General features: G+C 58.4%; 21 protein-coding genes. 3 read left to right on the top strand and 18 right to left on the bottom strand.

Going from position 1 to position 24,708, the window contains the following annotated elements; genetic code table 11:
- Positions 1 to 308 precede the first annotated feature (308 nt).
- From AC2FEE_RS09185 to purC, 8 genes are all read right to left on the bottom strand, one after another.
- Entirely contained in the window at positions 309 to 3,203 is a 2,895-nt protein-coding gene (locus tag AC2FEE_RS09185; protein ID WP_496864613.1) for an Rne/Rng family ribonuclease, read from the bottom strand.
- A 502-nt stretch (positions 3,204 to 3,705) separates the two neighbouring features.
- Positions 3,706 to 5,040: a sigma-54-dependent transcriptional regulator gene (locus AC2FEE_RS09190; RefSeq protein WP_496864614.1), complete on the bottom strand. Its 1,335-nt coding sequence runs from the start codon at positions 5,038 to 5,040 to the stop codon at positions 3,706 to 3,708.
- A 13-nt stretch (positions 5,041 to 5,053) separates the two neighbouring features.
- Positions 5,054 to 6,832 (bottom strand): sensor histidine kinase, encoded by a 1,779-nt coding sequence (locus tag AC2FEE_RS09195; protein ID WP_496864615.1) that lies wholly within the window; start codon positions 6,830 to 6,832, stop codon positions 5,054 to 5,056.
- A 36-nt stretch (positions 6,833 to 6,868) separates the two neighbouring features.
- Positions 6,869 to 7,537 carry a phosphoribosylformylglycinamidine synthase subunit PurQ gene (purQ, locus tag AC2FEE_RS09200; protein WP_496864616.1) on the bottom strand — a complete coding sequence of 223 codons (669 nt, stop codon included), beginning with the start codon at positions 7,535 to 7,537 and terminating at the stop codon, positions 6,869 to 6,871.
- Between the two features lie 11 nt (positions 7,538 to 7,548).
- A complete protein-coding gene (locus AC2FEE_RS09205; protein ID WP_496864618.1) occupies positions 7,549 to 8,592 on the bottom strand; it encodes a zinc-dependent alcohol dehydrogenase family protein in 1,044 nt (347 codons plus the stop codon).
- A gap of 4 nt (positions 8,593 to 8,596) precedes the next feature.
- Entirely contained in the window at positions 8,597 to 8,827 is a 231-nt protein-coding gene (gene purS, locus AC2FEE_RS09210) for a phosphoribosylformylglycinamidine synthase subunit PurS (protein WP_109311572.1), read from the bottom strand.
- Positions 8,828 to 8,943: 116 nt separating this feature from the next.
- Positions 8,944 to 9,606, bottom strand: a complete 663-nt coding sequence (locus tag AC2FEE_RS09215) for a MarC family protein (protein WP_496864619.1) — start codon at positions 9,604 to 9,606, stop codon at positions 8,944 to 8,946.
- 131 nt (positions 9,607 to 9,737) lie between these two features.
- Positions 9,738 to 10,493 carry a phosphoribosylaminoimidazolesuccinocarboxamide synthase gene (gene purC, locus AC2FEE_RS09220; RefSeq protein ID WP_496864621.1) on the bottom strand — a complete coding sequence of 252 codons (756 nt, stop codon included), beginning with the start codon at positions 10,491 to 10,493 and terminating at the stop codon, positions 9,738 to 9,740.
- Positions 10,494 to 10,680: 187 nt separating this feature from the next.
- Here purC and AC2FEE_RS09225 point away from each other — a divergent pair, with 187 nt between their 5' ends.
- Complete coding sequence (locus AC2FEE_RS09225; RefSeq protein ID WP_496864623.1) at positions 10,681 to 10,998, top strand: DUF1476 domain-containing protein; 318 nt, start codon at positions 10,681 to 10,683, stop codon at positions 10,996 to 10,998.
- A gap of 122 nt (positions 10,999 to 11,120) precedes the next feature.
- Positions 11,121 to 12,134, top strand: coding sequence for a betaine--homocysteine S-methyltransferase (bmt, locus tag AC2FEE_RS09230; RefSeq protein WP_496864625.1), 1,014 nt, complete (start codon positions 11,121 to 11,123; stop codon positions 12,132 to 12,134).
- Positions 12,135 to 12,137: 3 nt separating this feature from the next.
- On the opposite strand, the gene AC2FEE_RS09235 is transcribed toward bmt, so the two are convergent.
- The 10 genes from AC2FEE_RS09235 to AC2FEE_RS09280 form a co-directional block, all read right to left on the bottom strand.
- On the bottom strand, positions 12,138 to 12,914 hold the full coding sequence (locus tag AC2FEE_RS09235) for an enoyl-CoA hydratase-related protein (protein ID WP_496864626.1): 777 nt from the start codon (positions 12,912 to 12,914) through the stop codon (positions 12,138 to 12,140).
- A gap of 74 nt (positions 12,915 to 12,988) precedes the next feature.
- Positions 12,989 to 13,444, bottom strand: coding sequence for a cytochrome c-type biogenesis protein (locus AC2FEE_RS09240; RefSeq protein WP_496864628.1), 456 nt, complete (start codon positions 13,442 to 13,444; stop codon positions 12,989 to 12,991).
- Positions 13,441 to 15,405, bottom strand: a complete 1,965-nt coding sequence (locus AC2FEE_RS09245; protein WP_496864630.1) for a heme lyase CcmF/NrfE family subunit — start codon at positions 15,403 to 15,405, stop codon at positions 13,441 to 13,443. The genes AC2FEE_RS09240 and AC2FEE_RS09245 overlap by 4 nt, the downstream gene beginning before the upstream one ends.
- 75 nt (positions 15,406 to 15,480) lie before the next feature.
- The gene (locus AC2FEE_RS09250) at positions 15,481 to 16,059 is read right to left on the bottom strand and encodes a holin family protein (RefSeq protein ID WP_496864631.1); all 579 of its coding nucleotides are present in this window, start codon (positions 16,057 to 16,059) and stop codon (positions 15,481 to 15,483) included.
- Positions 16,050 to 16,661, bottom strand: coding sequence for a holin-associated N-acetylmuramidase (locus AC2FEE_RS09255; protein WP_496864633.1), 612 nt, complete (start codon positions 16,659 to 16,661; stop codon positions 16,050 to 16,052). Before AC2FEE_RS09255 ends, AC2FEE_RS09250 begins: the two co-directional genes overlap by 10 nt.
- A gap of 147 nt (positions 16,662 to 16,808) precedes the next feature.
- Positions 16,809 to 17,255 (bottom strand): cytochrome c maturation protein CcmE, encoded by a 447-nt coding sequence (gene ccmE / locus AC2FEE_RS09260; protein ID WP_496864634.1) that lies wholly within the window; start codon positions 17,253 to 17,255, stop codon positions 16,809 to 16,811.
- A 7-nt stretch (positions 17,256 to 17,262) separates the two neighbouring features.
- Positions 17,263 to 18,291 (bottom strand): N-acetyl-gamma-glutamyl-phosphate reductase, encoded by a 1,029-nt coding sequence (gene argC / locus AC2FEE_RS09265; RefSeq protein ID WP_496864636.1) that lies wholly within the window; start codon positions 18,289 to 18,291, stop codon positions 17,263 to 17,265.
- 94 nt (positions 18,292 to 18,385) lie between these two features.
- Positions 18,386 to 19,195, bottom strand: a complete 810-nt coding sequence (locus tag AC2FEE_RS09270) for a glutamate racemase (RefSeq protein ID WP_496864637.1) — start codon at positions 19,193 to 19,195, stop codon at positions 18,386 to 18,388.
- Positions 19,196 to 19,203: 8 nt separating this feature from the next.
- On the bottom strand, positions 19,204 to 20,082 hold the full coding sequence (locus AC2FEE_RS09275; RefSeq protein ID WP_496864638.1) for a lysophospholipid acyltransferase family protein: 879 nt from the start codon (positions 20,080 to 20,082) through the stop codon (positions 19,204 to 19,206).
- Between the two features lie 80 nt (positions 20,083 to 20,162).
- Positions 20,163 to 23,582 (bottom strand): indolepyruvate ferredoxin oxidoreductase family protein, encoded by a 3,420-nt coding sequence (locus tag AC2FEE_RS09280; protein ID WP_496864639.1) that lies wholly within the window; start codon positions 23,580 to 23,582, stop codon positions 20,163 to 20,165.
- Positions 23,583 to 23,751: 169 nt separating this feature from the next.
- Between AC2FEE_RS09280 and AC2FEE_RS09285 the strand changes: the two genes are divergently transcribed.
- Positions 23,752 to 24,660, top strand: coding sequence for a LysR family transcriptional regulator (locus AC2FEE_RS09285; protein WP_480590811.1), 909 nt, complete (start codon positions 23,752 to 23,754; stop codon positions 24,658 to 24,660).
- The last annotated feature ends 48 nt before the right edge of the window (positions 24,661 to 24,708 follow it).

Here is a 24,708-nt window from a genome sequence, read left to right on the forward strand (position 1 = left end):
CGCTCCATACGCGCTTCCAAATCTCACTGCCGGGAATCTAAAGAAATCCGAGCTTGTTCTAACTCATCTTCGAGCTCTTCAATCTCATGCGACATTATATTGACTTCTGTTTATGCCTTCTCAGGACCCCGCTGGTTTTACTTGAGCTTTTGCGTAGTGTAACCCTGCAAAAATCCCATTTCCTTGTCGCTCCCATATCACCAGCGATTCATCTGTAACCTGCAGAACAACAAAAAGAAAACGCGTCGACATAAGTCAACGCGTTCTCGAAACTTGTTAAATGTGCGAACCCACTGACGGTCTTTTCTTTACTGCCCCAAAGACCACCAACCCCGCCGTTTCGGTTTGGCCGGTTCGCTGGGCTGTTCGGGCTCTTCCGCGACAACTTCAAGCACGGGCTCGGGGGTCTCCTCGACCACTTCTTCCACTTCCACAGCGGTTTCGATCTCTACCGTTTCCACTGTTTCAGAAACGGTTTCAGCCACCTCTTCCGTTGCCGGTTCGCTTGTCGCCTGAGGCTCAGGTTCCGGGGTTTCCTCTGCAGCCGATTCCGCCTCAGCCTCAACGGGTTCGGGTTCTTCGCTGACCGGTTCCGCTTCGGGTTCAGTCACCGGATCGCCTACAGGCGCGACGGCTTCCTCTGCCGCCTCAACCTCGGCCTCAGCCGGGCTTTCTTCGACCGCCTCCGCAGGTTCCGCGTCCTTCTTCTTGCGGCGCGGAGCCCGGCGACGTTTGGGTTTTTCGGCCTTCTCTTGCTGAACAGCCTCTGCCGCCTCTGGCTCGGACGCAGGCGCCTCGGGTTCGGACGCGGGCGCCTCGGGTTCGGACGCGGGTTCATCCGCTGCCTCAGCCGAGGCCTCTTCCTCAGTTCCGGTGTCGGTCTCGGAAACTTCTCCACCGGCATTGCTCTTCTTGCGACGACGACGGCGACGCTTGCGTTTGGGTTTGGACTCTTCCTCGGCCTGAACGGTTTCTTCGACGACAGCCTCTTCTTCGTCCGCGTCCACCAAATCCATCAGCGAGGCGTCCACCGACACAACCGGCGCGCTGGCCTCGGGCACAACACGGCTGGCGGTCTTGAACTTCTCCATCGAGAAATCGGGGCTTACCAGATGCACGTCACCTTCGACCCGGACCGAAAGACCATAGCGCGCTTCTATCTGCGCGATATGCTCACGCTTCTGATTCATCAGGAAGTTGGCAATGCTGACCGGGCAGCGCACCAGAACCTCGCGCGAGCGGCGGCGAGTGCCCTCTTCTTCGATCTGTCGAAGGATCGACAGTGCCATATTGTCATCCGAACGGATCAGGCCAGTGCCATGGCAATGCGGGCATGGCTGCGTCGTCGCCTCAAGCATGCCAGGGCGCAAACGCTGGCGGCTCATCTCCATCAGACCAAATCCGGAAATGCGGCCCACCTGAATGCGCGCGCGGTCAGTCTTCAGTTTATCCTTCAGTCGCTTTTCGACGGCCGAGTTGTTCTTGCGCTCGTCCATATCGATGAAATCGATCACAATCAGACCGGCCAGATCGCGTAGACGCAATTGGCGCGCTACCTCCTCGGCAGCCTCAAGGTTGGTCTTGAGCGCGGTTTCCTCGATCGAGCCTTCCTTGGTCGCCCGACCCGAGTTCACATCGATCGCCACCAACGCCTCAGTGACGCCGATCACGATATAACCGCCGGATTTCAGCTGCACCGTCGGGTTAAACATACCGGTCAGGTAGCTTTCAACCTGATAACGCGCGAACAGAGGCAGCGCGTCCTCATATCGTTTCACGTTCTTGGCGTGGGACGGCATGATCATCTTCATGAAGTCCTTGGCGATACGGTACCCACCTTCGCCCTCGACCAGAACCTCGTCAATCTCGCGGTTATACAGGTCGCGGATCGAGCGTTTGATCAGGTCGCCCTCTTCATAAATCTTGGCGGGCGCAATGGATTTCAGCGTCAGTTCGCGGATCTGCTCCCACATGCGCTGCAGGTACTCGTAGTCACGCTTGATCTCTGACTTGGTACGCTTGGCGCCGGCTGTTCGAATGATCAGACCCGCACCGGTTGGAACGTCGATTTCCGAGGCGATTTCTTTCAGCTTCTTACGATCCGGCGCGTTGGTGATCTTGCGGCTGATCCCGCCCCCGCGTGCGGTGTTGGGCATCAGAACGCAGTAGCGCCCGGCCAGCGACAGATAAGTGGTCAGCGCTGCACCTTTGTTGCCGCGCTCTTCCTTGACGACCTGCACCAGCAGGACCTGGCGCACCTTGATGACTTCCTGAATCTTGTAGCGGCGCGGACGAGGCTTGCGCGGCGGGCGAATGTCCTCGCTGTCATCCTCGTCGGCCACCGACTCGATACTGTCATCTTTAGCTGATGCGTCAGGGCGGGGTTTCTCCTCGGTCTCGTCGTCCGCATCGGTCTTGTTTTCGTCGTCCGATGGGGGTTCTTCCGCCGGTGCGTCCTCGGCAATGCCCGCTTCATCTGCGGCTATCTCGGCGTCTGCCTCAACCGTTTCGCCCGCAGCCTCTTCCGTTTTCGCAGTAGCGTCTTCTGACGTGTCTGTTACGCCTTCCTCGGCCTCGGCCTCGGCCTCGGCAGCGGGTTCTTCCGCGACCGCAACTTCCTCTGTTTCTGCAGAGAGGGTTTCAGCCTCTTCTGGCGCTTCCGTCTCTTCAACGGGTTCTTCGACCGGGGTCTCCGCGACATGATCCATCGGAGAGGTGCCCTCCGGAACTGTCAGATCAGCGCCCTCTTCCCCTTCATCCAGATCGATCGTTTCCATGCCCGTAGGCTCGGGTGAGACCTCGATCGTTTCGACGGGATCGTCCGATTTCACATCCGCCGCCTTGGTGCGCGACCGCGAGCGACGCTTCTTGGGTTTGGCCTCTTCAGCCTCATCCCGCGCTTTCATCGCTTCGGCATAGGCGCGCTCTTCTTCCATGAGCGCTTCACGGTCGGCGACCGGGATCTGGTAATAATCCGGGTGAATTTCCGAGAATGCGAGGAAACCGTGCCGATTCCCGCCATAATCCACAAAGGCCGCCTGCAGCGACGGTTCGACCCGTGTTACCTTTGCGAGATAGATGTTGCCAGCAAGCTGGCGTTTGTTTTCGGATTCAAAGTCGAACTCCTCAACCTTGTTTCCGTCGACCACCACGACGCGGGTTTCCTCCGCGTGGGTGGCATCGATAAGCATTTTCTTAGCCATTTGTCCTTGGTGCACCGCGCCAAACGCGTTGTCCTGGCCCGTCCGGGAGGACAGGCGCTTTTGGGGTGGTGTCTTGTCAGGGCGATATTGGACGGCGCGCGGCAGGGTCTGGCGCTGTGGCCCCCTGCCCGTACTCTCGATCGTTGCGCGCGCGTCATCGCGGTTCTTCTCCGACAGGCGCGGCTCGCCGCGACCTGCCCATTTGTTCCTTTCGCCCGCAGAAACGGGCTCAGGCGTTCGTCTACCCCAATCTGGGGCACAATCGGTCTGCTTTGCCTCGTGGGATTGTCACCATCCGCGGCAGAGCAGCGAAACTCAAATATTCGGGGCTTAGGGGCGCAAAGAAGCCCGGCCCGTTCGGACACAATAAAAGCAGTCCTGTGGAAAAGACAATGGGCAAACTGCATAGGAGGTCCTGAACACTGCTCAGGATCTCTTTATCTGGTAAAAATATCCCGGAAGAGTCACCCGAAGGGCGGCGGGGGCAGTGCCCCCTGCCCGATCACAGGTAATCCGAACGCTGCAGCCCGTATTTAGCCATCTTCTCGTTCAGCGTTCGCCGTGGCAAACACAGCTCGTCCATCACCGATGCAATCGAGCCCTTGTGACGTCGCATCGTGTTATCGATCAGCATCCGCTCGAACGCTTCAACGTATTCCTTGAGCGGTTTGCCCTCGGTTGTCATCACCGGTTGCATTTCCTCGTGATCCGACATCAACAGCGACGCAATCGTGCCCGATCCGCGGCGCGACTGCAGCACGGCTCGCTCGGCGATGTTGATCAGCTGGCGAACATTGCCCGGCCACGGCGCCTGCAGCAATTGCGCTGCTTCCTGAGCACTGACCTGCGGCGCATCACAACCGTATTCCTCGGCGAATTGTTCGCTGAGACGGGTGAAGAGCGTCAGGATATCCTCGCCGCGCTGGCGCAGGGGCGGCATGGTGATCCGCAACGCTGCCAAACGATAAAACAAGTCAGGACGCAGCACGTCTTCGCTGGTCTTTCCTGCCTCTTGCAGGTTGGAAATCGCCACGATCCGCGTTTCCGCCGGCGTACCCTGATCGTTCATGACACTCAGCAGACGGGCCTGAAGCGTGTCACTTAGCGCTTCGATATCCTCCAGAACCAGAGTCCCCCCTCGCGCCTCTTCGATGGCGGGAAGCTGGGTATCTTCGGGCATCATCGGGCCAAAGAGGCGTTTCGACAGAACGTCTTCCTCAAGTGCCGCACAGGACACCAGTACAAACTTTTTACCAGCCCGGCTGCCAACCGCGTGCAGCGCGTGCGCGACCAGCGTCTTCCCTGTACCTGTCTCACCGTCGATCAGGACATGACCATCTGCCTGCCCCAGATCCAGAATATCTTCCCGCAGACGCTCCATCACCGGGCTGGCGCCGATCAGCTTGTTCATGATCTGGGTGCCACCTGACAGCTCGCGCCGCAGTGCCCGGTTGTCCAGTGTCAGACGGCGGGCATTGCTGGCGCGCTTGGCCAGTTCGGACATCCGATCCGGGTTAAAGGGTTTTTCAAGGAAATCGAACGCGCCCACGCGCATCGCCTCAACCGCCATGGGCACGTCACCGTGACCGGTGATCATGATGACCGGCAGAGTGCTGTCGGCCCCCATCAGCTTTTTCAGCAACTGAATGCCATCCATACCGGGCATCTTGATGTCCGAGATGACAATGCCCGGATAGTCCGGCCCCAGGACTTTCAGCGCGTCCTCGGCGCTGGAAAAGGTCTCGGTGTCATATCCCGACAGTGCCAGCCACTGGCTGATCGACTGGCGCATGTCCTGTTCGTCATCCACAATGGCGATTTTCATGGCCTGTGCCATAGTAATTCCTTTGTTATTCAGCGGCCTCGAGGCCGTCGCTTCCCAGTATCGGCAGCTGCATCTCAAACACCGCGCCACCGTGCTGGCTGTTGCGGGCGGTCAACCGCCCCCCATGGTCGTTTACGATACCCGAAGATATGGCAAGTCCCAAACCGACCCCGTCTCCGGGCTGCTTAGTGGTGTAGAATGGTTCGAACAGGTTCTCGATGTCCTCGATGCCATAGCCGTTGTCACGGACGGTCAGCACCGCCATATCGCCTGCTGCCAGAATGATCTCCACATCCGGCTCTGATACAGACTTGGTAGCGTCGAGCGCATTGCGCAAGAGGTTCACCATCACCTGTTCGATCCGCATCCTGTCCCCCATCACAATCACAGGTTCCTCGGGCAAAATCTGAGTGATCTTCACATGCCTCTGACGCAGTTGCGGTTCCATCATCGACAGGGACGAGGCCAGCGCTTCACCAAGATTTACAGGCGAAAACGTATCCGCGCCCTTGCGCGCGTAAGACTTGAGCTGCCGGGTGATCGCGCCCATCCGCTCGATCAGACCGTCAATGCGGCCAAAGCTGGCCAACGCCTCTTCGGGGCGGTTTCGGCGCAGCAGCAAACGCGCGCCGGCCAGATAGGTCTTCATTGCAGCCAGCGGTTGATTCAACTCGTGACTGACGGCAGCTGACATCTCTCCCAACGCGGCCAATTTCGAGCTTTGCGCCAGCGTTTGTTCGGCAACTTCTAGCGTCTTTTCAACCCTTTCGCGCTCAGCAATTTCTCGCTGCAGCCTTGCATTCAATGCGCGAAGCTCTGCCGACTCGCGCTGGAACAGGGCCATCCGTAACGTGGCCCTGCGGCTGAGTGCGTAGAAGGCCAGCGCCAATAGAATCGCAAATCCCATGATCTCAAGCGCGAGAACGCTGTTCACCTTTTCCCGGATCGAGGCATAGGTCGTGAAAGACGTCATCTGCCAGCCACGGAACGGAATGCGTGTTTCCATCCGCATCACAGCCTCGCCCTGCAGATAGGCATCGGGCGGCAGCGCAGTCCAATCCGCCGTGGCGCGGATCGCGCGTTGGATTGCACCTTCCGGAGGTTGCCGCAGCATGGCTGAGTTTTCGTCCAGCCCGCGCCACTGCGGTTCCGTCGACAGGATGATCGTCCCGGTGCTGTCTGTGACCATCACCGCATCGGAAATTCCGGCCCAGGCAAGCTCGAACTTGTGCAGATCGACCTCGACAACAATCACACCAAGGATATCGGCGTTGGCATCGATCCGGCGCGAATAGACAAAGCTGTAGCCGCCGGATTCCTTCGGGATGACGGTAAAGATCGTGGCGTTCGAGCGCACCGCATCAATAAAATAAGGCGAACTACGATGTGCTTCACCCAACCGGTTTCGATCGGTGGACGCGACCAGCCGCCCGTCCCCGTCCAGCAGCATCAGGGACGCGGCCCCGATCTCTTCGACGAAAGAGATCAGGCGTTGTGTAGACAGCGAAAAGTCACCGGATTGCAGTGCTGAGATCAACGTGGGATCGCGGGACAGTAGCTGCGGTACAATTGCGTTTCTGCGCAGTTCACTCAGCAGGTTGCCGGAATACAGCGCAAGGCGCACTTCGGCCCGGTTGCGGGTCGACTCGGTGAACCTGTCCGTCAGCAGACGGTTCGTGATCCAGATCGTCGCGAAGGCGGCGACCAACAAAGCGATCACCGCAATCCGCAGGCGCCATCCAAGGGGTGCGCCACGGAACGGTTTTGTCAGATTGGACCAGCCTAAACGAAGATCGAAACTCATCCCGGAAAATTACGCGGGGTTCGGCGTAACCTCAAGTCACGCAGGCGCGAGGACACCCGACAATGCGCGGAACAATGCCGTACCGTCGGTGCCACCATGCCCATCATCCGCTGCACGTTCAGGGTGCGGCATCATACCGAGAACCCTGCGATTTTCCGACAGGATACCGGCAATGTCCCCGACCGAACCGTTCGGATTCTCGGTATAGGTGAATGCGATCCGGTCCTGATCCCGAAGCGCAGACAATGTGGCGTCATCGGCAAAATAGTTTCCGTCATGGTGCGCAATCGGAATTCCGATCACATCACCTGCATTAAAGCCTTGGGTAAATGCGCTGTCGCTGGTTTCCACCTTCAGGCCCACAGTCTTGCAGATGTATTTCAGACCTGCGTTGCGCAGCAACGCACCGGGTAGAATGCCGGTTTCGGTCAGAATCTGGAACCCGTTGCACACCCCCACGGCGTAACCGCCCCGGTTGGTGTGATCGACCACGGCCTTGCAGATTGGCGATTGCGCGGCGATGGCACCACAGCGCAGGTAGTCGCCATAAGAAAACCCACCGGGCACGCCCACGATGTCGATACCCTCGGGCAGCGCGGCATCCTTGTGCCAGACCATATCGACCTGAAATCCAGCCTGTTCAAAGGCCACTGCAAGGTCCCGATCACAGTTCGAACCGGGGAAAACGATAACGGCAGCGCGCATTGCGGGCCCTCCTAACAGACAAAATCGGTGACCACGGCAACACCGGGCGGCGCTGGGTGGTCAAAGGCGGCAAGCTCGTCACTTACCTGGTTCAGAGTTATTTTTCGCGTCACCAGCGGGCTGAGATCAACACTGCCCCCTGAAATCAATGACAACAGCGACGGATAGCGCCAGCTTGGCATCCCGCGGGTGCCGTAGACTGCCAGCTGGCCGGAATACAGCACGTCCATCGGCAGTGACATAGTCGAATGCTGCCCTGTCGGCATCCCGATCTGCACCATCCGACCCAACTTGCGCAAGGATTTCACCGCTGCAACGGTGGTGGTTTCGATCCCCAGCGCCTCGATCGCCACATGCGCTCCGCCGTCGGTGATTTCTTTCACCGCTTCTGGCGCATCACTGGTGGCCGCATTGACCACTGCATCGGCCCCAAGGCTTTGGGCATAGATCAGCTTGTCGTCAGCGATGTCGATCACAACGACACGGCCCCCCAGCGCCTTGCCCAGCAATAGCGTGGATAGACCGACGCCACCGCCACCAAAGATGGCTAACCACTCGCCGCCCTGTATCTTCGCCCGACCGATCAGTGCCTGCCACGCGGTTGTAACCCGGCACCCCAGGGCAGCCGCAATTTCGGGTGCAAGCGTGTCCGGCAAGGCCGTCAGGTTGGCGTCGGCATGCGCGACGGCGATGTATTCGGCAAAGGCGCCATCGCAGGTGAAACCTGGCACGACCTGATCTGTACAGATTGTCTGATGACCCTGTGCACAATCCGGACAATGACCACAGGCCAGAATGAACGGCGCGATCACCCGATCTCCGACTTTCCACCGAGACACACGCGCCCCAACCGCGACAACCTCGCCGCAATACTCGTGCCCGAGTGTCATCGGCAAGACCACATCCGGGTCTGAGCCCGACCACGCGTGCCAATCCGACCGGCAAACGCCGCAGGCCAAAACCCGGACGACAACGCCGTCCTCGGCCGGTTCAGGGTCGGGAATGGTTGTCAGCTCCAGTGGCTGACGATGGGTGATCAGACGGGCGGCCCGCATCAAGTCAGACCAGTTCGATCTCGTAGCGTTCGATGACGGTGTTGGCCAACAGCTTTTCGCACATCTCGGTTATGTCCGCCTCGGTCGCGCCTTCGGCCAGTTCAAGGTCGATCACCTTGCCCTGACGCACGCCTTCGACCTGATCAAAGCCCATGGCGCCCAAAGCGTGCCGTACGGCCTCACCCTGCGGGTCGAGGACCCCGTTCTTCAGCATCACATGCACCCGTGCTTTCATTCCTGCAACTCCAGCTGAGGGCCGTGGTTCCGGGCCCGTTCCGTTGCGCGGGGGATAGCGTGCGAAGCAGCTTTCGACAACCCTTGTCCGCATACAGTTTGACGCAGGTGGGCTGATCAGCTTCCGCCGGTCAGCCCCGGGTACCGCGCATCTATGGCGTTGAACGTGCCGGTCAGCACCATTTCAACGGCCACGGCAACAAGGATAATCGCCATGACGCGGGTAATCACATTGATCATGGTCGGCCCAAAAAACCGAGAAATCGGGTCCGCAAACAACAACCCCAGCCCCACGATGGCGCAGGCAATCAATACTGCGGACCCCAAGGTGACAATCTCGGCCCCGTCGGACAGCGTGTGGGCAAAGACAATTGTGGTCGCGATAGTGCCCGGACCGATGGTCAGAGGTATCGCCAGCGGAACAACGGCGATATTGCTTTTCTTCTTGGCCCCCTCTTCCACTGCCTGCTGATCGCCCTGTGGCCGGTCAGAGGCATTCAGCATCGACATGCCGACCCCCAGAATGATCAGTCCACCGGCGATGCGGAACGATGGAATATCGATGCCAAAGATGGCCAGCACCTCTTCGCCCACCAGTACGGCGATCAGAGCGACGATCACAACAGTGCCCGTCACGATCAGCGCCACTCGTTTGCGCTCCGAGGTCGAAAAGCCCTCGGTCATACTCAGGAATATCGGGATGCCGTAAAGCGGGTTGAAGATCGCCAGCAGCGCCGCGAGGAATTTGAGAAAGACAGCCTGATCAAACAATTCGGCCATGTCGGGACCACCCTGGTTGCACCTGCCCGACAATGCGAAGGACCGGGCGCTCTGTCAAACCGCTAGAGCAAAAGAAAAAAGCGCCGTCTGTGCGGACAGCGCTTTCACCATTTTCAGGACCGAAATAGTGCTTAGTTGATAAGCGTCGGTTTCGCCACATTGCTTTTCGGCAAAACACCCAGACGGCGTGCAACCTCGGAATAGGCATCGGTCAGGCTGCCCAGATCGCGGCGGAACACGTCCTTGTCGAGCTTTTGACCAGTCTCGATATCCCACAGCCGGCAGCTGTCGGGGCTGATCTCGTCCGCGATGATCAGTCGCTGGTAGTCGCCGTCATAGACACGGCCGATCTCGATCTTAAAATCAACCAGACGGATGCCCACGGCCAGCATCATGCCGCTCATGAAGTCATTCACCCGCAGCGCGAGGCTCAGGATGTCCTCCATGTCCTGCTGGCTGGCCCAGCCAAAAGCGGCGATGTGTTCTTCAGTAACCAGAGGATCACCCAGCGCATCGTCCTTGTAGCAGTATTCCACGATCGGGCGCGGCAGTTGCGTGCCCTCTGCGATGCCCAGGCGTTTCGACATCGAACCGGCGGCATAGTTGCGCACGATCACTTCCAGCGGAACGATCTCACAGCTGCGCACCAGTTGTTCGCGCATGTTCAGACGGCGGATAAAATGCGTCGGCACGCCGATCTGAGCCAGCCCGTTCATGAAGAATTCGCTCAGGCGGTTGTTCAGAACGCCCTTGCCGTCGATCACGTCTTTTTTCTCGGCGTTGAACGCGGTGGCGTCATCCTTGAAATACTGTACGATAGTGCCCGGTTCGGGACCTTCGTACAGAATCTTGGCCTTACCTTCATAGATTTTCTTGCGACGCGCCATAAGCGACCTTTCCACTCAGAACAGAGGGAATGAGTCCCCTCACGTTGGCGTTCTCATAGTGCAAGCCCCCCTTTCCCGCAAGTTTACTGACCCGAGAGGCTTTGACGCAGCGCAAATACCTTGCGAACAGCCGCACGTATAGTCATATCATCAGGAAAGAAGTTGTTATCCAAGAGGTCCCCAACCAATGACCACGTTTGACGAACGCGAATACGCCTTTGAAGCAAAGTTTGCGCATGACGAGGAAATGCAGTTCAAGGCACAAGCCCGCTGCAACAAGCTGCTTGGCCTGTGGGCTGCAGAGAAACTCGGCAAATCCAGCCAAGAGGCTGAAGACTACGCAAGAACCGTCGTCACCGCCGATCTGGAAGAAGCCGGGCACGAAGACGTGGTGCGCAAAGTCTCGGGCGATCTGGGTTCGCTTTCCTCGGACGACGAAATCCGCGCCAAGATGGCCGAGCTTCTTCCCGAAGCCAAAGCCCAGGTTCTCAGCGAAACGGACTAAGGCTTGTTTGACCGCCTCATGATCTTCATGAGATTTATGAATTTGATTTGACGCCCCGGTCATGAGACACGGAGCGTCTCTAATAATTGTCAGGCCGATTGCGCCTTTTTTGGAATGTCCCAATGACAAATGCACTGAGCAAGCTTCTCGAAACCAAAGATGCCATTCTGGCAGACGGCGCAACAGGTACGAACCTTTTCAACATGGGCCTGCAGTCCGGTGATGCACCCGAGCTGTGGAACGTTGACTCCCCAGACAAGATTCGTGCGCTGTATCAGGGCTCGGTCGATGCGGGCAGCGATCTGTTCCTGACCAACACTTTTGGCGGCACCTCGGCACGCTTGAAACTACATGATGCGCAGAACCGTGTGGCCGAATTGAACCGTATTGGCGCAGAACTTGGTCGCGAGGTTGCTGACAAGGCAGGACGCCAAATTATTGTGGCTGGCTCGGTCGGTCCCACCGGTGAGATCATGGAACCTGTCGGCAGCCTGTCCCACTCTGCAGCAGTCGAGATGTTCCACGAACAGGCAGAGGCACTCAAGGATGGCGGTGCGGATGTCCTGTGGCTGGAAACCATCAGCGCCCCGGAAGAGTTCCGCGCGGCTGCCGAGGCCTTTGCCCTGGCCGACATGCCCTGGTGCGGCACCATGAGCTTTGATACCGCCGGGCGCACCATGATGGGCGTCACATCGGCTGATCTGGCGCAGTTGGTCGAAACCCTGCCCAATCCGCCGGTTGCCTTCGGAGCCAATTGCGGCACCGGCGCCTCGGACATTCTGCGCACCGTGCTGGGCTTTGCGGCGCAAGGAACCGAGCGGCCCGTGATCTCGAAAGGCAATGCCGGTATCCCAAAATATGTCGACGGTCACATCCACTATGACGGCACGCCCGAACTGATGGGTGATTACGCGGCAATGGCCCGGGATGCCGGGGCCACGATCATTGGCGGTTGCTGCGGCACAATGCCCGCGCATCTGCGCAAAATGCGCGAAGCTCTGGATACGACGCCGCGCGGCTCGCGCCCGACGCTGGATCAGATCACAGACGCCCTAGGACCGTTTTCCTCGGCATCGGATGGTACAGGCGACGATGGCGCGCCAGAGCGTCGTACACGCCGCCGCCGCCGTGCCTAAGCATCAGCGCCCCTCGAATTTCGGGGGGCGTTTTTCCATGAAGGCCACGACGCCTTCGGCGAAATCGCGGCTGCGGCCGCAATCGCCCTGCAGATGCGCCTCGATCGCCAGTTGCTGCGGCAATGTCTTCTCATAAGTCCCGCGGATCGCCTTTTTGATCGCTCCGAATCCGGCCGTGGGGCCTTTGGCCAGATAAGATGCGCGCTTGCGCCAATGGGCATCGAACGCGTCATCGGGCACGGCTTCCCAGATCAGGCCCCAATCATCCGCTTGCCGCGCGCTGATCTTGTCGGCAAACAAGGCGGCTCCCATGGCCTTGGCAAACCCCATCTGACGCGGCATGAACCACGTACCACCCGCGTCGGGCAACAGGCCAATCCGGGCAAATGCCTGTAGGAAATAGGCGCTTTCGGTTGCGATCACTACATCCGCACTCAACGCAAGGTTCGCCCCTGCCCCCGCTGCCGGGCCGTTGACGGCCGCAATGGTGGGAACCGGACAATCATAGATCGTCTCCAGCATCGGCTCGTATTCATCGCGCAGCGTCCGTTCCAGGTCAATCTTGCCTGTGCTGGACGCGTCGCCTAGATCCTGCCCCGAACAAAAGGCACCGCCGGATCCGGTCAAAACAATCGCCCGCGCGTGGCGGGCGGCGTGCTTCATCGCGTGCGTGACCTCGGCCCGCATCTGCGCCGTCATCGCATTCATTTTGTCGGGACGGTTCAGGGTCACAACCGCCAAATCGTCCGTGATGTCCAACAGGATCGTTTCGTATTCCATGAACCCCTCCCCAAAATTCCGTTCTTTTCGGAACCCTGACCGAAATGCAGGGGAAGGAAAAGCGGAACCCTGGGTCAGTCTTCAAGAATTTGGCGCAATCGCTCTTTTTCGGCTTCGGTAAGCTTGTCCTTGTCACCGCTGGATTGAATCTGAGCCCGCTTTCGCAGAAAGTTCCAGCCCATCGCGGCGGCAATCAGCAACATGATGGGGCCGGCAAGCCACAGCATCAGATTCGAGCCCGATGTCGTCGGTTTCAGCAACACATACTCGCCGTAACGATCCACAATAAAGGCCATTGCCTCTTCATCCGTGTCCCCCGCCACCAGGCGTTCTCGCAGAACCAGCCTCAGATCGCGCGCCAATTCGGCGTTGCTTTCATCGATGCTTTCGTTGCGGCAGACCAGACAACGCAGCCCGGTGCTGAGGTCCCGGGCCCGTTGTTCCAGCGCCGGATCGTCCAGCACTTCGTCGGGCTGCACAGCAAACATAGGCGACGCAATCAGCGTCAGGATCAGGATCAGACGTTTCATTCCGCAGGTACTCCGCCCGCTGGTGTCTTGCGCGCACCGGCCGCTACGCGGAACCGGCGGTCCGACAGGCTGAGCAACCCGCCCAGAGACATCAGGATACAGCCGCCCCAGATCCAGTTCGCCAGCGGTTTGATATAGGTCCTCATAACCCAGCCGCCATCGGCCTGCTGATCACCGATCACCACATAGAGATCGCCGAGGAACCGATAGTCAATCGCCGCTTCGGTTGTAGGCATCCGAGCGACCGGATAGTCTCGTTTTTCAGGATGGAGCGTGCCCATCGGCCGACCGTTCTTTTCAACCACAACATCAGCCATGGTCGAGAAATAGTTTGGCCCCTGAACACGCCGGACATCATTGAGCGTCAGGGTGAACTGCCCGACCTCGAACAGCTGGCCGGGTTGCGCGACGCGAATGTCTTCAACCTCCCACGCAGTCAGGCCAGCAATGGCGAATATGGTCACGCCCAGACCGGTATGCGCCACAGCCTTGCCCCAGTCTGCGCCCGGCAGACGGAACAGTCGCTTGAGGCTGCGTTTGCGCCCCGTGCGGCTCCACAAATCAACGGCTGCTCCAAAGGTGATCCATGCGCCCAGAAACAGACCAACCGGCCCCAACGCACTACGCCCTGTCTGCATCGCCCAGACCAGCAATGCCAGAGCCACCGCCAGCAGGAAGGCATAACGCAGGGAAAAAGCAGTTTTGCCAAGCTTGCCGCGTTTCCACGGCAGCATCGCACCCACCGGCAACGCGATCCCCAAAGCAACCATGAACGGCGTGAAGGCTGCGTTGAAAAATGGCGCTCCGACCGAGAGTTTGCGGTCAAACGCCATCTCGGCAACCATCGGCCACATTGTTCCGACGAACACGACGAAACAGCTGACGGCTAGAAGGATATTGTTCAAAATCAGCGCACTTTCGCGGCTGACCATACCAAAGACGCCCTTGGCCTCCATCGCCTGCGCACGCGCGGCAAACAGGGTCAGAGACCCGCCGATGAAGATCACCAGAATGAACAGGATGAACACGCCGCGTTCGGGGTCATTGGCGAAAGCGTGGACCGAGGTCAGCAGCCCCGATCGCACAATGAACGTACCGATCAGCGAAAAACCAAAGGCAATGATCGCCAACAGAATGGTCCAACTTTTCAAGGCCTCGCGCTTTTCAACCACAATGGCCGAGTGCAGCAGCGCAGCAGCCAGCAACCACGGCATGAACGAGGCATTCTCGACCGGATCCCAGAACCAGAACCCACCCCAACCCAGTTCATAATAGGCCCACCAGGACCCCAGCGCGATGCCGATGGTCAGAAAAACCCACGCGGCTAGCGTCCAGGGACGCACCCAACGGCCCCAGGCGGCATCCACCCGACCCTCGATCAGGGCGGCGACGGCAAAGCTGAAGGCCATGCTCAGACCCACGTAGCCCAGATACAGGAACGGCGGATGGAAGGCCAAGCCGGGGTCCTGCAACAGTGGGTTCAGGTCGCGCCCGTCAAATGGCGCCACGATCAGCCTGTCGAACGGGTTCGACGTGAACAGGATGAAGGCAAAGAACGCCACAGCAATTGCGGACTGAACCGCCAGAACCCGCGCTTTCAGTGTGGGTGGCAAGCCGCCCCCGAAGAACGCGGCCATGGCGCCAAACAACGACACGATCAGAACCCACAACAGCATCGAGCCTTCGTGGTTCCCCCATGTGCCACTGATCTTGTACAGCATCGGTTTAGCTGAATGGCTGTTTTCAACCACCACCCGCAGCGAGAAATCCGAGGTCACAAACGCCCAGACCAGTGCCCAGAACGAGAACCCAACCAGCAGGAACTGCAGGATGGCCGCAGGTTCGGCAAAGGACATCCATCCGGGCCACCGTTTGGCGGCACCAATCAGCGGAACCACTGACTGCACGATGGCAACCAGAAAAGCGAGGATCAGGGCAAAGTGGCCAAGTTCTGTAATCATGGCCCCGGATATAATCCCGTTACCGGGCAAGCACCAATCACTTTCGCCCCTCACGGGCGAGCATAGTGTCGCGGGTCAGGCTACGCGTTTGCGCCGCCAGTCGTCCAGCGCCGGGTTGCTGTCAGGCTGGGTCGCACTCTCGGCCAGAGCAACATCGTTGCCGGGATCGGCGGCTCTGACTCCATCACTGCGCATGGCTTTTAGCGACTGCAGGTTTTCTAGCACATGAGGAGTGCGCTGCATCGTAGTTGTGATCTCTCGTTGCATGTCCTGTACCTTTGCCTGATGACGCGCACCGAAATAGAACGACACGATCACCCCCAACAGCCACCACAACGGTTCTGGCACCAAGGCGATTCCTTGCATCCGCGCAGCGAACCAAACCGGATCAACCATGGCCGCAATGAAAAGCCCCAAGGTACCCAGCGCCATCGCCGGACGCGGCAATCGGTTGAGCCCATCCATGAACCGATCAAATGCTCCTTTGCACGGGGTCTGAAACTCCTGACCGAATTGGATCATAGCCTGTTGCTGCAAAGTCAGGCTCCGCTCCGCTCCGCTCTCGGCATTTTCCCGAAATATTTCAGCAGTTTCGCGAACGACATTGCGCCCGCCGCTAAACAGAAACGTCAAGACGTTCGAGATCAATCCCATCCTGCAACCCTCCTTTTAAAATCTGCATCGCTCAGGTGATAGGTCGGAGAGACAAACTCTTCGGCCCGGCGAATCCACCCGCCTTTGCCACCTGCCTGGCTCCGAGCATATTTGCGAGATGCAGGTCTGTGGTCGGCCAGGCGGAAGTAAAAGTTTCGACGCGCAACCCCATAAGCATCACGCAATGCAACCGGATCAGGGTCCGACGCGTTCTGACAGGCGCGCGCCGTTATAGGCCCGACGACACCGTCCACCGCGACACCGAACCCCATCTCTCGCAGCAGGCGTTGAAGGATCTTGACCGCCTGCCCGCCCGCGTTGACGTACATGTCAAAGACCGACGGGTTCAGAATCTGCGGTAACAAGTTCAGCCGCGGCAGCTCAAAATAATGCTGCACAAAAATATCGACGGCCTGCGATTTGCTGAGCCTTCGTACATCGGCGCTATTGATTGTCCCATCGCCCGAGAGGTCCAGTCCGATGCGGCGCATGGTGTGAATGGTCACACCGTACTTGGTCGCTCCACCAGGATCGTCCGGATCGTCCACAAACCCGCCTTCGCGTGCCACAATCTCAGTTGCAATCTGTCGCACCGTCTGCATCGCACCCTCCGCATTTGGTCCGACACACGGTTTCTCAACCCGGTTAAATTCCCCCAACGAAACAGGGCGCTGCCCGCCTGCTGCGCGCAACGCCCTGTTTCATCTTTTCAATAGCATTCCCGCCGCAGGTATGCAGCGCAGCTCCATTCAGCTTTCGTCGGCTTCCTGGTAAACGCCCTGCTCTTTAAGAGCATCCACGACCTCTTTCGGCATGTAGGTTTCGTCGTGTTTGGCAAGGATTTCAGTAGCTTCGAAAACACCGTTCACATAAGAACCGGTGCCTACCATACCTTGATTTTCGGAAAACAGATCAGGAAGAACACCGGTGAAGGCCACCGGCACGCTCTCGCCACCATCGGTCACGACAAAATGCACCGTTTCACCCTGACCGCGTATGATTGAGCCTTCCTCGACCAGACCACCGATGCGGAAAACTTCGGTCGGTTTTGGTGGCTCAGCGATCACCTGGCTGGGTGAGCGGAAAAAGTTGATGCCATCCTGCAACGCATACCCAATCAACCCCGTGGCCAAAACGAGGGCCACGACGGCCAGCAGAATGACTTGTACACGACGGCGTTTCTTGAGCGTTTTCATTTCATCCTCACGGGAACAGCGGGGCCATCATCAGGCCTGCGGTTTCATCCTCAACTAACATCAGGTTGGCGTTCTGCAAGGCTTGGCCACTGCTACCTTTTGTCAGGTTATCCAATGCGCCGATCACGATGGCGCGACGTTCGATCCGGTCGCCAACCACACCGATATGGCAAAAGTTCGAGCCCCGCACATGGTGGGTCGACGGCGTTTCGCCAAACGGCAGCATCCGGATAAACGGTTCATTTTCATAGGCTTTATCCAGCGCTTCGTATACACTGGCCGGATCGCCCTTGACGTAAGTGGTTGCCAGAATACCCCGGTTGGCCGGGATCAGGTGCGGCGTGAACTGTACATGCACGGTGCGACCAGCCAGAGCCGAGAATTCCTGATCGAATTCGCCCAGATGCCGGTGAGTACCGCCCACGGCATAGGCATTGTACCCCTCGCTGAGTTCCGCGTGCAGCAGGTTTTCTTTCAGCGATCTCCCTGCTCCGGACACAGCACATTTCAGGTCAAGCACGATATCGTCCAGATCGATCACGCCCGCCATGATCAGCGGCCGCAGCACATACTGACCGGTGGCCGCGTTGCAGCCCGTGCCCGCCACCAGACGCGCATCGCGGATGTCGTTCCGGTAGAACTCAGTCAGGCCATAGACGGCCTCTTCCTGCTGCTCCAAGGCGACGTGCGGATTGCCGTACCACTTCTCATATTCTTCCGCGTCCCGCAGACGGAAATCCGCAGACAGGTCGATGATTTTCAGGTTTTTTGGCAGGTCGCGAATGACCTCTTGGCTGGTCTTGTGCGGCAGCGCGCAGAAGCACAGATCGATTTGCGAGAAATCAATCTCGGCGATTTTGCACAGATCTGGCAAGTCCATGTGGCGCAAATGCGGGAAAACCTGCGCCATCGCCATCCCTGCCTTGCGCTCGGCAGCCAGAGCGGCGATTTCCATGTTCGGATGCTCGGCGATCAGCCGCACCAGTTCCGCGCCGGTATAGCCCGAAGCACCCAGAATTGCGATTTTATGGGTCATGTCAGACCTCTTGTTCCATAGTGTCACATATCACGACCGCCGATGTGACGGCCTTCGAATTAAGGAGATTGCGCTGGCTCGTCCTTGACCTAAGTCAGGCGGCCTCGAACGTGATTTGTCGTCGGAGGAACTGCGTGGCCCGATCGCTGACAGTGCCGGGCTTGCCAGTGGTCAGAAACCCGCCCTTACCCTCACCCTGCATCTTCGGGTGCCGCAGCAGGTAATCCGCAAGGCTCTCGGCCACCAGAGAACCTTGGCTGAACACCTGAACATCCGAGCCCAAGGCGGCCTGAAAGGTCTCTGCGATCAGCGGGTAATGGGTGCAGCCCAGAATCGCAGCCTGCGGTTCCGGCATTTTTCGTTTCAGCGCATCCACATGGCTGCGCACCAGTGCCTCGGCAAGGATCATGTCGCCGTCTTCGATGGCATCGACCACACCGCCGCACGCCTGCGCCTCGACGTCCACACCAATCGCGCGAAACGCCAGTTCCCGCTGGAAGGCCCGGCTGGACACCGTCGCAGGCGTTGCAAACAGCGCCACATGTTTGACGGCGACCTCACGCGGAGGGCTGTTGTCGCCCCACTGTCGCTCGGTCAGGGCCTCGATCAGTGGCACAAAAACGCCCAGAACGCGCTTACCGTCGGGCACGCCTTCTTCCTGCATCCGGCGCAAAGCTGCCGCACTGGCGGTATTACAGGCCAGAATCACCAAATCACAGCCGCGGTTCCACAGATCGTAAACGGCACGCCGTGTCAGATCATAGATATTCTCGGCATCGCGCACGCCATAGGGGGTATGAGCGCTGTCCGCAAAATACAGGAAATCCACGTCCGGCAGACGTTTCTGCGCGGCTTCCAGAACGGTCAGACCGCCCAATCCAGAATCAAAGATACCTACTGCCATTTGCCCCTTTAGGCGCGATGCCGTTCCTCAAATTCATAGCCGTAGTCATAAGACTCCAGCGGTGTTGGGGACAGCTCATACGTGGCTTTGCGCAAGAAATCCATCATCTTGCGCGTGTCCTTCGCCAATGGATCCAGAACGTCGCGCCCGATGGGGTCTCCGATCACCACTTTGACCGGCGTATCAACGCGTTTCCTGAACTCTTTGATCAGCAAACCCATGCGCAGGGTATTATGCAAATGACTTGCGATCTGAAACAGGCGTGAGGTGTGTCCATCAAAGAAAACCGGCACCACTGTGGCGTTCGACTTGGCCACCATACGGGCCGTGAACCCGCGCCAGCCCGGGTCCATCGGATGTGAGAACGGCTTGGCTCCAGTGCTAACCGTCCCTCCGGGGAAAACACCAATCGCCCCGCCCTCGCTCAAATAGTTCAGAGCGGTCTTGCGGGTTTCCAGGTTCAGCTTCATAGCCTCCTTCGTTTCATCAAACGAGATCGGCAGAATGATGCGGTTCAGATCCTCGGCCTTGCGGAAAACATGGTTGGCTAGAATACGGAAATCACCCCGGGTTTGAGACAAGATGTGGCCCATCATCATCCCGTCGAGAATACCATAGGGGTGATTGGCAATCAGGATTACCGGACCGTCGTTGGGAACGTTCGACAACGCCCCGCCGACCACGTCCAGAGACAACCCGTAGCGTTCCACCATCACCGACCAGAAATCGCGCCCTTTGGCGACCTCTTTCTCGTACCCGTCCGCGCGCTTGATCAGGCGCATACGGCCGGTGGTGTTCTCCATCAGCTTGATCACCATCTGCCCACCTTTGGTTTCGGCGGAATAAGCATAAGAAATGTCACGAGCGACATGACGGCGCGAAGGCATTCGAATCTCCGAGGTTTGCTGCGTGCAAGATATGTTTAAGCAACAATTTTGCCTAGGTTCCGTGACACGACCGTGACGTTTTATTCCGCCGCCGCGCGCAGTTCGGGTCCTCCGTCGCGGATCGAGGACAGCAGTTCTTCGCGCCGTTTGGCCGCTTTGGCCTCGTTTGTGCGCAAAACCGGCCCGAACCCACGAATGTCCAACGGCAATTGCGCAAGGGCGATAATCGCATCCCGCGTTTGGGGGGAAACAAGAGGTTTTATCTCTTTGATATCCCGCTCATATTGCTTGATCAGCTTCCGTTCCAACCGCCGTTCGGCATTGTAACCGAAAATGTCCAGTGGTGTCCCACGCAGGACTTTCAGTTTGGCCAGAACTTTCATCGGCTTCAGCAACCATTCCCCATACGCTCGTTTCTTCGGTCGACCGTCCGATCCGGTCCCACCCAGAATGGGCGGGGCCAAATGGAGGGTCATTTTGAAATCCCCATCAAACTCTGCCGCCGCCTTATCCCGACTGTCCAGCATCAGGCGGGCAACCTCGTATTCATCCTTATAAGACAACAGCTTGTGATAGCCTTTTGCCACGGCCTTGCGGATGCCTTCATCGTCAAACCCATTGACCAATTTGAGATATCGCTTGGCCAAGCGACCATTTTGGTAAGCGGTCAGGTGTTGCACACGAAAACCAATAATCGCGTCCAGAGTCTTCGGCAATTCAGCCGTGTTAGGCTCTAGAATCCCTGCAACCTCCTCCGGATGCAGTACGGCCCAACGCCCGATGTTGAAGGCGCGTTTGTTGCGCTCGACCGCCGTGCCATTCAGTTCAATGGCCGATACGAACGCCTGATAGCTGACAGGCAGAAGACCGCGTTGCCATGCCGCGCCGAATATCATCATGTTGGAATAGATCGAATCCCCCATCACGGCGCGCGCCAGATCGGTGGCATCGAACAGCGAGACATACTCTTTCAATCGCGCCTGCAATGACAGTTTGAGTCTGTCGCCCGGAATTCTAAACTCGATATCACGGGTGAAATCACCGGTGACGGTTTCATGGCTGTTGACAACAGCCCCGGTTTGGCCGGCCCGTGTCAGGCCCAACGTCTTGGCCCCGGCGGATACCACCAGATCGCCACCGATCAAGGCATGCGCCTCGCCCGTGGCGACGCGAATGGCGCTGATATCTTCGGGGCGGTTGGCCAGGCGGCAGTTGATATGCACCGCGCCTCCCTTCTGAGCCAAACCTGCCATCTCCATCATCCCGGCGCCTTTGCCGTCGATCTGTGCCGCTTGCGCCAATATGGCACCCAAGGTCACGACGCCGGTGCCCCCAATTCCGGTGATGACCACGTTATAAGTGCCTTTGATCTCTGGCAGCACGGGTTCAGGCAAATCCGGCAGGTCGATTTCGGTGGTTGCCTCTTTTCGGATTTGCGCGCCTTCCAACGTTATGAACGACGGGCAAAACCCGTTGATACAAGAGTAGTCCTTGTTGCAGCTGGATTGGTCGATGGCCCGCTTCCGGCCCAATTCGGTCTCGACGGGCACAATCGAGACGCAGTTCGACTGCACACCGCAATCACCGCATCCTTCGCAGATATCTGTGTTGATAAAGACCCGTTTGTCCGGATCCGGGAACGCACCCTTTTTGCGCCGTCGCCGTTTTTCGGCGGCGCAGGTTTGCACGTAGACGATGACCGAGACGCCCTCGATCTCACGGAACCGTTCCTGCACTTGCATCAGTTCGGCTCGTTCAAAGGTTTCAACTCCGGCGGGCAGAGCCTTGTAATTCAAGTCTTCTTTTTCATCATAAACCACCGCGACATGCTGAACGCCCATGGCCTTGACTTCGGCCACGATCCGTTCTGCCGTCAGGCCACCTTCGTTCTCCTGCCCGCCGGTCATAGCGACGGCGTCGTTGAACAGGATCTTGAAGGTGATATTCGTGCCCGCCGACAAAGCCGCCCGGACCGCCTGCACACCCGAGTGGTTATATGTCCCGTCGCCAAGGTTCTGGAACACGTGTTTGGTGGTCGAGAATGGCGCCTCACCGATCCAGTTTGCACCCTCACCGCCCATCTGCGTGAAGCCGGTGGTGTCGCGGTCCATCCACTGCACCATGTAGTGACATCCGATGCCCGCATAGGCGCGGCTACCATCGGGTAGCCGGGTGGAGCTGTTATGCGGGCAGCCCGAACAAAAATACGGCAGGCGCGTCGCGATTTCCTCGGCATTGTCGGCCCGTCTAGCCTCGGACAGGCTGGCCAGGCCAGCGCGAACACCGTCGGTATCCCGGCCCTCTTCGATCAGAATCTCGCCCAGTTTCTCGGCGATCATGATCGGGTCCAGAGCGCCACGCGTCGGGAACAGTTCTTCGCGGTGCAGCGTCCCGGCCCCGCCTTTGTACCAGCCGTACACACGGCGACCGCGGCGATCGTCGAAAATGGCTTCTTTGACCTGCACCTCGATCAGCTTGCGCTTTTCTTCAACGATTACAATCAGGTCTAACCCTTGAGCCCAGTCATGAAATCCGGCCATGTCCAGCGGGAAGGTTTGTCCGATCTTGTAGGTTGTGATGCCCAGACGCTCGGCTTCGGCCTCGTCGATGTTCAAAAGGGACATCGCATGGGTCAGGTCCAGCCAGTTCTTGCCTGCCGCGACAAAACCGACTTTGGCCCCGGGCTTGCCCCAGACCCGACGGTCCATCTTGTTGGCGTGCGAGAACGTTTCGGCAGCGAAACGTTTATAGTCGATCATCCGCCCTTCCTGCAGGTGCGGTGTGTCGCCCAAACGGATGTTGAGCCCACCTTCGGGCATGTCGAACTCAGGCACGACCAACTTCATTCGATCCGCGCTGCCGTCTACGACCGATGTGACTTCAATCGTGTCCTTCATCGTCTTCAGACCGACCCAAAGCCCGGAGAACCGGCTGAGCGCAAACCCGTAGACACCGTAATCCAAAACCTCCTGGACACCCGCCGGGCTGACAATTGGCATGTACATATCGACCAGCGACCATTCGGACTGATGCAGAACGGTTGAGCTTTCGCCGGTGTGATCATCGCCCATCGCCACTAGCACGCCGCCATGCTTGGCCGTGCCCGCCATGTTGGCGTGGCGCATCACATCCCCGGATCGGTCAACACCAGGTCCTTTGCCGTACCATAGGCCGAACACGCCATCAAACCGCCCGTCCCCGCGCAGCCCCGCTTGCTGGCTGCCCCATAGGGCGGTGGCGGCCAGATCCTCGTTCAATCCGTACTGAAACGTGACGTCGCTTTCAGTCAGTTGTTTTTGCGCCCGCATCATCTGCTGGTCCACGGCACCCAGCGGCGACCCGCGATATCCGGTCACCAGACCCGCCGTGTTCAACCCCACCTGCATGTCCCGCGCCTTTTGAATAAGCATCAGGCGCACAAGCGCTTGCGTCCCGTTCAAAAGGACTGGGTTCTTTTCCAGATCGAACCGGTCATTCAGCGATATTTGTGGCTGACTCATCAGACGTCTCCCCTCGTCAGATCAGTGTGCAAAATTTTCACCCATTTTAGGTCATAATTTCTGACCTGTATAGACTTTATCCTCTGAAACCTAAGGATTTCAGCCTTTGAATGTGGAAGTTGTTACCTATTTCATATAGGCGTTCCGAAGAATAACGAGAGTTGCGGCGATGGATTGGGATAAGCTTAGAATATTTCACGCAGTGGCAGATGCAGGCAGCCTGACTCATGCAGGTGACAAACTAAACCTGTCGCAATCGGCCGTCAGCCGACAGATTAGAGCACTGGAAGAGTCGCTTGATTCGACCCTTTTTCACCGACACGCACGCGGCTTGATCCTGACCGAACAGGGTGAGTTGCTGTTCGATGCAACCTCGGCCATGTCAAAACGCCTGGATGCCGCTGCAGCCCGTATTCGCGACAGCGAAGAAGAGGTCTTTGGCGTCCTGCGGGTCACAACCACTTTCGGCTTCGGTACGCTGTGGCTAGCCCCTCGCCTGCCGAAATTGTACGAGCAATACCCCGACCTCAACATCGACCTGATGCTGGAAGAGCGTGTGCTGGACCTGCCCATGCGCGAAGCCGACGTCGCTATCCGCATGAAAGAACCCAGCCAGGCCGATCTGGTCCGCAAGCGGCTGATGACCGTACAGATGATGCTGTACGCGACCCAGGAATACATCGAAACGCATGGTGGGATGCTGGAGTCACTGGACGAAATCAAGGACCACCGGCTGATTTGTCAGACGCCCTCGGCCCCTCAGGTCGGTGCAAGCGCATCAATGGTACGACACCTGATGACGTATAATCCCGGCTCGCTGCTGACTGTGAACAACTATTTCGGCGTCCTGCAGGGCGTGCTTCACAATCTGGGTATCGGCGTGCTGCCGGATTACGTGACGCAGGATTTCCCGCATCTTGTTCCGATCCTGTCAGATATCGAAACCGCAGACGTTCCCGTCTATCTCGCCTACCCCGAGGAATTGCGCCATTCCAAACGCGTCGAAGCCTTCCGTGACTTCGTTCAGGATGAGATCATCGCACAACGCAAGCAGTTGAAGCAGATGGGAAAACTCTAGCTATGCACACGCAGCATAGCGGGCATGATCAGCAATCAGTCTGAAAAA

It is taken from the genome of Ruegeria sp. YTSC199, from assembly GCF_059609725.1.

What these genes read in the sequence shown, in the direction of transcription:
- AC2FEE_RS09285 (WP_480590811.1), top strand. Translation starts at nt 23,752, where the DNA reads ATGGATTGGGATAAGCTTAGAATATTTCACGCAGTGGCAGATGCAGGC.
- AC2FEE_RS09215 (WP_496864619.1), bottom strand. Translation starts at nt 9,606, where the DNA reads ATGGCCGAATTGTTTGATCAGGCTGTCTTTCTCAAATTCCTCGCGGCG.
- AC2FEE_RS09235 (WP_496864626.1), bottom strand. Translation starts at nt 12,914, where the DNA reads ATGGAATACGAAACGATCCTGTTGGACATCACGGACGATTTGGCGGTT.
- AC2FEE_RS09225 (WP_496864623.1), top strand. Translation starts at nt 10,681, where the DNA reads ATGACCACGTTTGACGAACGCGAATACGCCTTTGAAGCAAAGTTTGCG.
- purC (WP_496864621.1), bottom strand. Translation starts at nt 10,493, where the DNA reads ATGGCGCGTCGCAAGAAAATCTATGAAGGTAAGGCCAAGATTCTGTAC.
- AC2FEE_RS09185 (WP_496864613.1), bottom strand. Translation starts at nt 3,203, where the DNA reads ATGGCTAAGAAAATGCTTATCGATGCCACCCACGCGGAGGAAACCCGC.
- ccmE (WP_496864634.1), bottom strand. Translation starts at nt 17,255, where the DNA reads ATGAAAACGCTCAAGAAACGCCGTCGTGTACAAGTCATTCTGCTGGCC.
- AC2FEE_RS09195 (WP_496864615.1), bottom strand. Translation starts at nt 6,832, where the DNA reads ATGAGTTTCGATCTTCGTTTAGGCTGGTCCAATCTGACAAAACCGTTC.
- AC2FEE_RS09190 (WP_496864614.1), bottom strand. Translation starts at nt 5,040, where the DNA reads ATGGCACAGGCCATGAAAATCGCCATTGTGGATGACGAACAGGACATG.
- AC2FEE_RS09205 (WP_496864618.1), bottom strand. Translation starts at nt 8,592, where the DNA reads ATGCGGGCCGCCCGTCTGATCACCCATCGTCAGCCACTGGAGCTGACA.
- AC2FEE_RS09270 (WP_496864637.1), bottom strand. Translation starts at nt 19,195, where the DNA reads ATGGCAGTAGGTATCTTTGATTCTGGATTGGGCGGTCTGACCGTTCTG.
- AC2FEE_RS09240 (WP_496864628.1), bottom strand. Translation starts at nt 13,444, where the DNA reads ATGAAACGTCTGATCCTGATCCTGACGCTGATTGCGTCGCCTATGTTT.
- AC2FEE_RS09255 (WP_496864633.1), bottom strand. Translation starts at nt 16,661, where the DNA reads ATGCAGACGGTGCGACAGATTGCAACTGAGATTGTGGCACGCGAAGGC.
- AC2FEE_RS09250 (WP_496864631.1), bottom strand. Translation starts at nt 16,059, where the DNA reads ATGGGATTGATCTCGAACGTCTTGACGTTTCTGTTTAGCGGCGGGCGC.
- argC (WP_496864636.1), bottom strand. Translation starts at nt 18,291, where the DNA reads ATGACCCATAAAATCGCAATTCTGGGTGCTTCGGGCTATACCGGCGCG.
- purQ (WP_496864616.1), bottom strand. Translation starts at nt 7,537, where the DNA reads ATGCGCGCTGCCGTTATCGTTTTCCCCGGTTCGAACTGTGATCGGGAC.
- AC2FEE_RS09275 (WP_496864638.1), bottom strand. Translation starts at nt 20,082, where the DNA reads ATGCCTTCGCGCCGTCATGTCGCTCGTGACATTTCTTATGCTTATTCC.
- bmt (WP_496864625.1), top strand. Translation starts at nt 11,121, where the DNA reads ATGACAAATGCACTGAGCAAGCTTCTCGAAACCAAAGATGCCATTCTG.
- AC2FEE_RS09280 (WP_496864639.1), bottom strand. Translation starts at nt 23,582, where the DNA reads ATGAGTCAGCCACAAATATCGCTGAATGACCGGTTCGATCTGGAAAAG.
- purS (WP_109311572.1), bottom strand. Translation starts at nt 8,827, where the DNA reads ATGAAAGCACGGGTGCATGTGATGCTGAAGAACGGGGTCCTCGACCCG.
- AC2FEE_RS09245 (WP_496864630.1), bottom strand. Translation starts at nt 15,405, where the DNA reads ATGATTACAGAACTTGGCCACTTTGCCCTGATCCTCGCTTTTCTGGTT.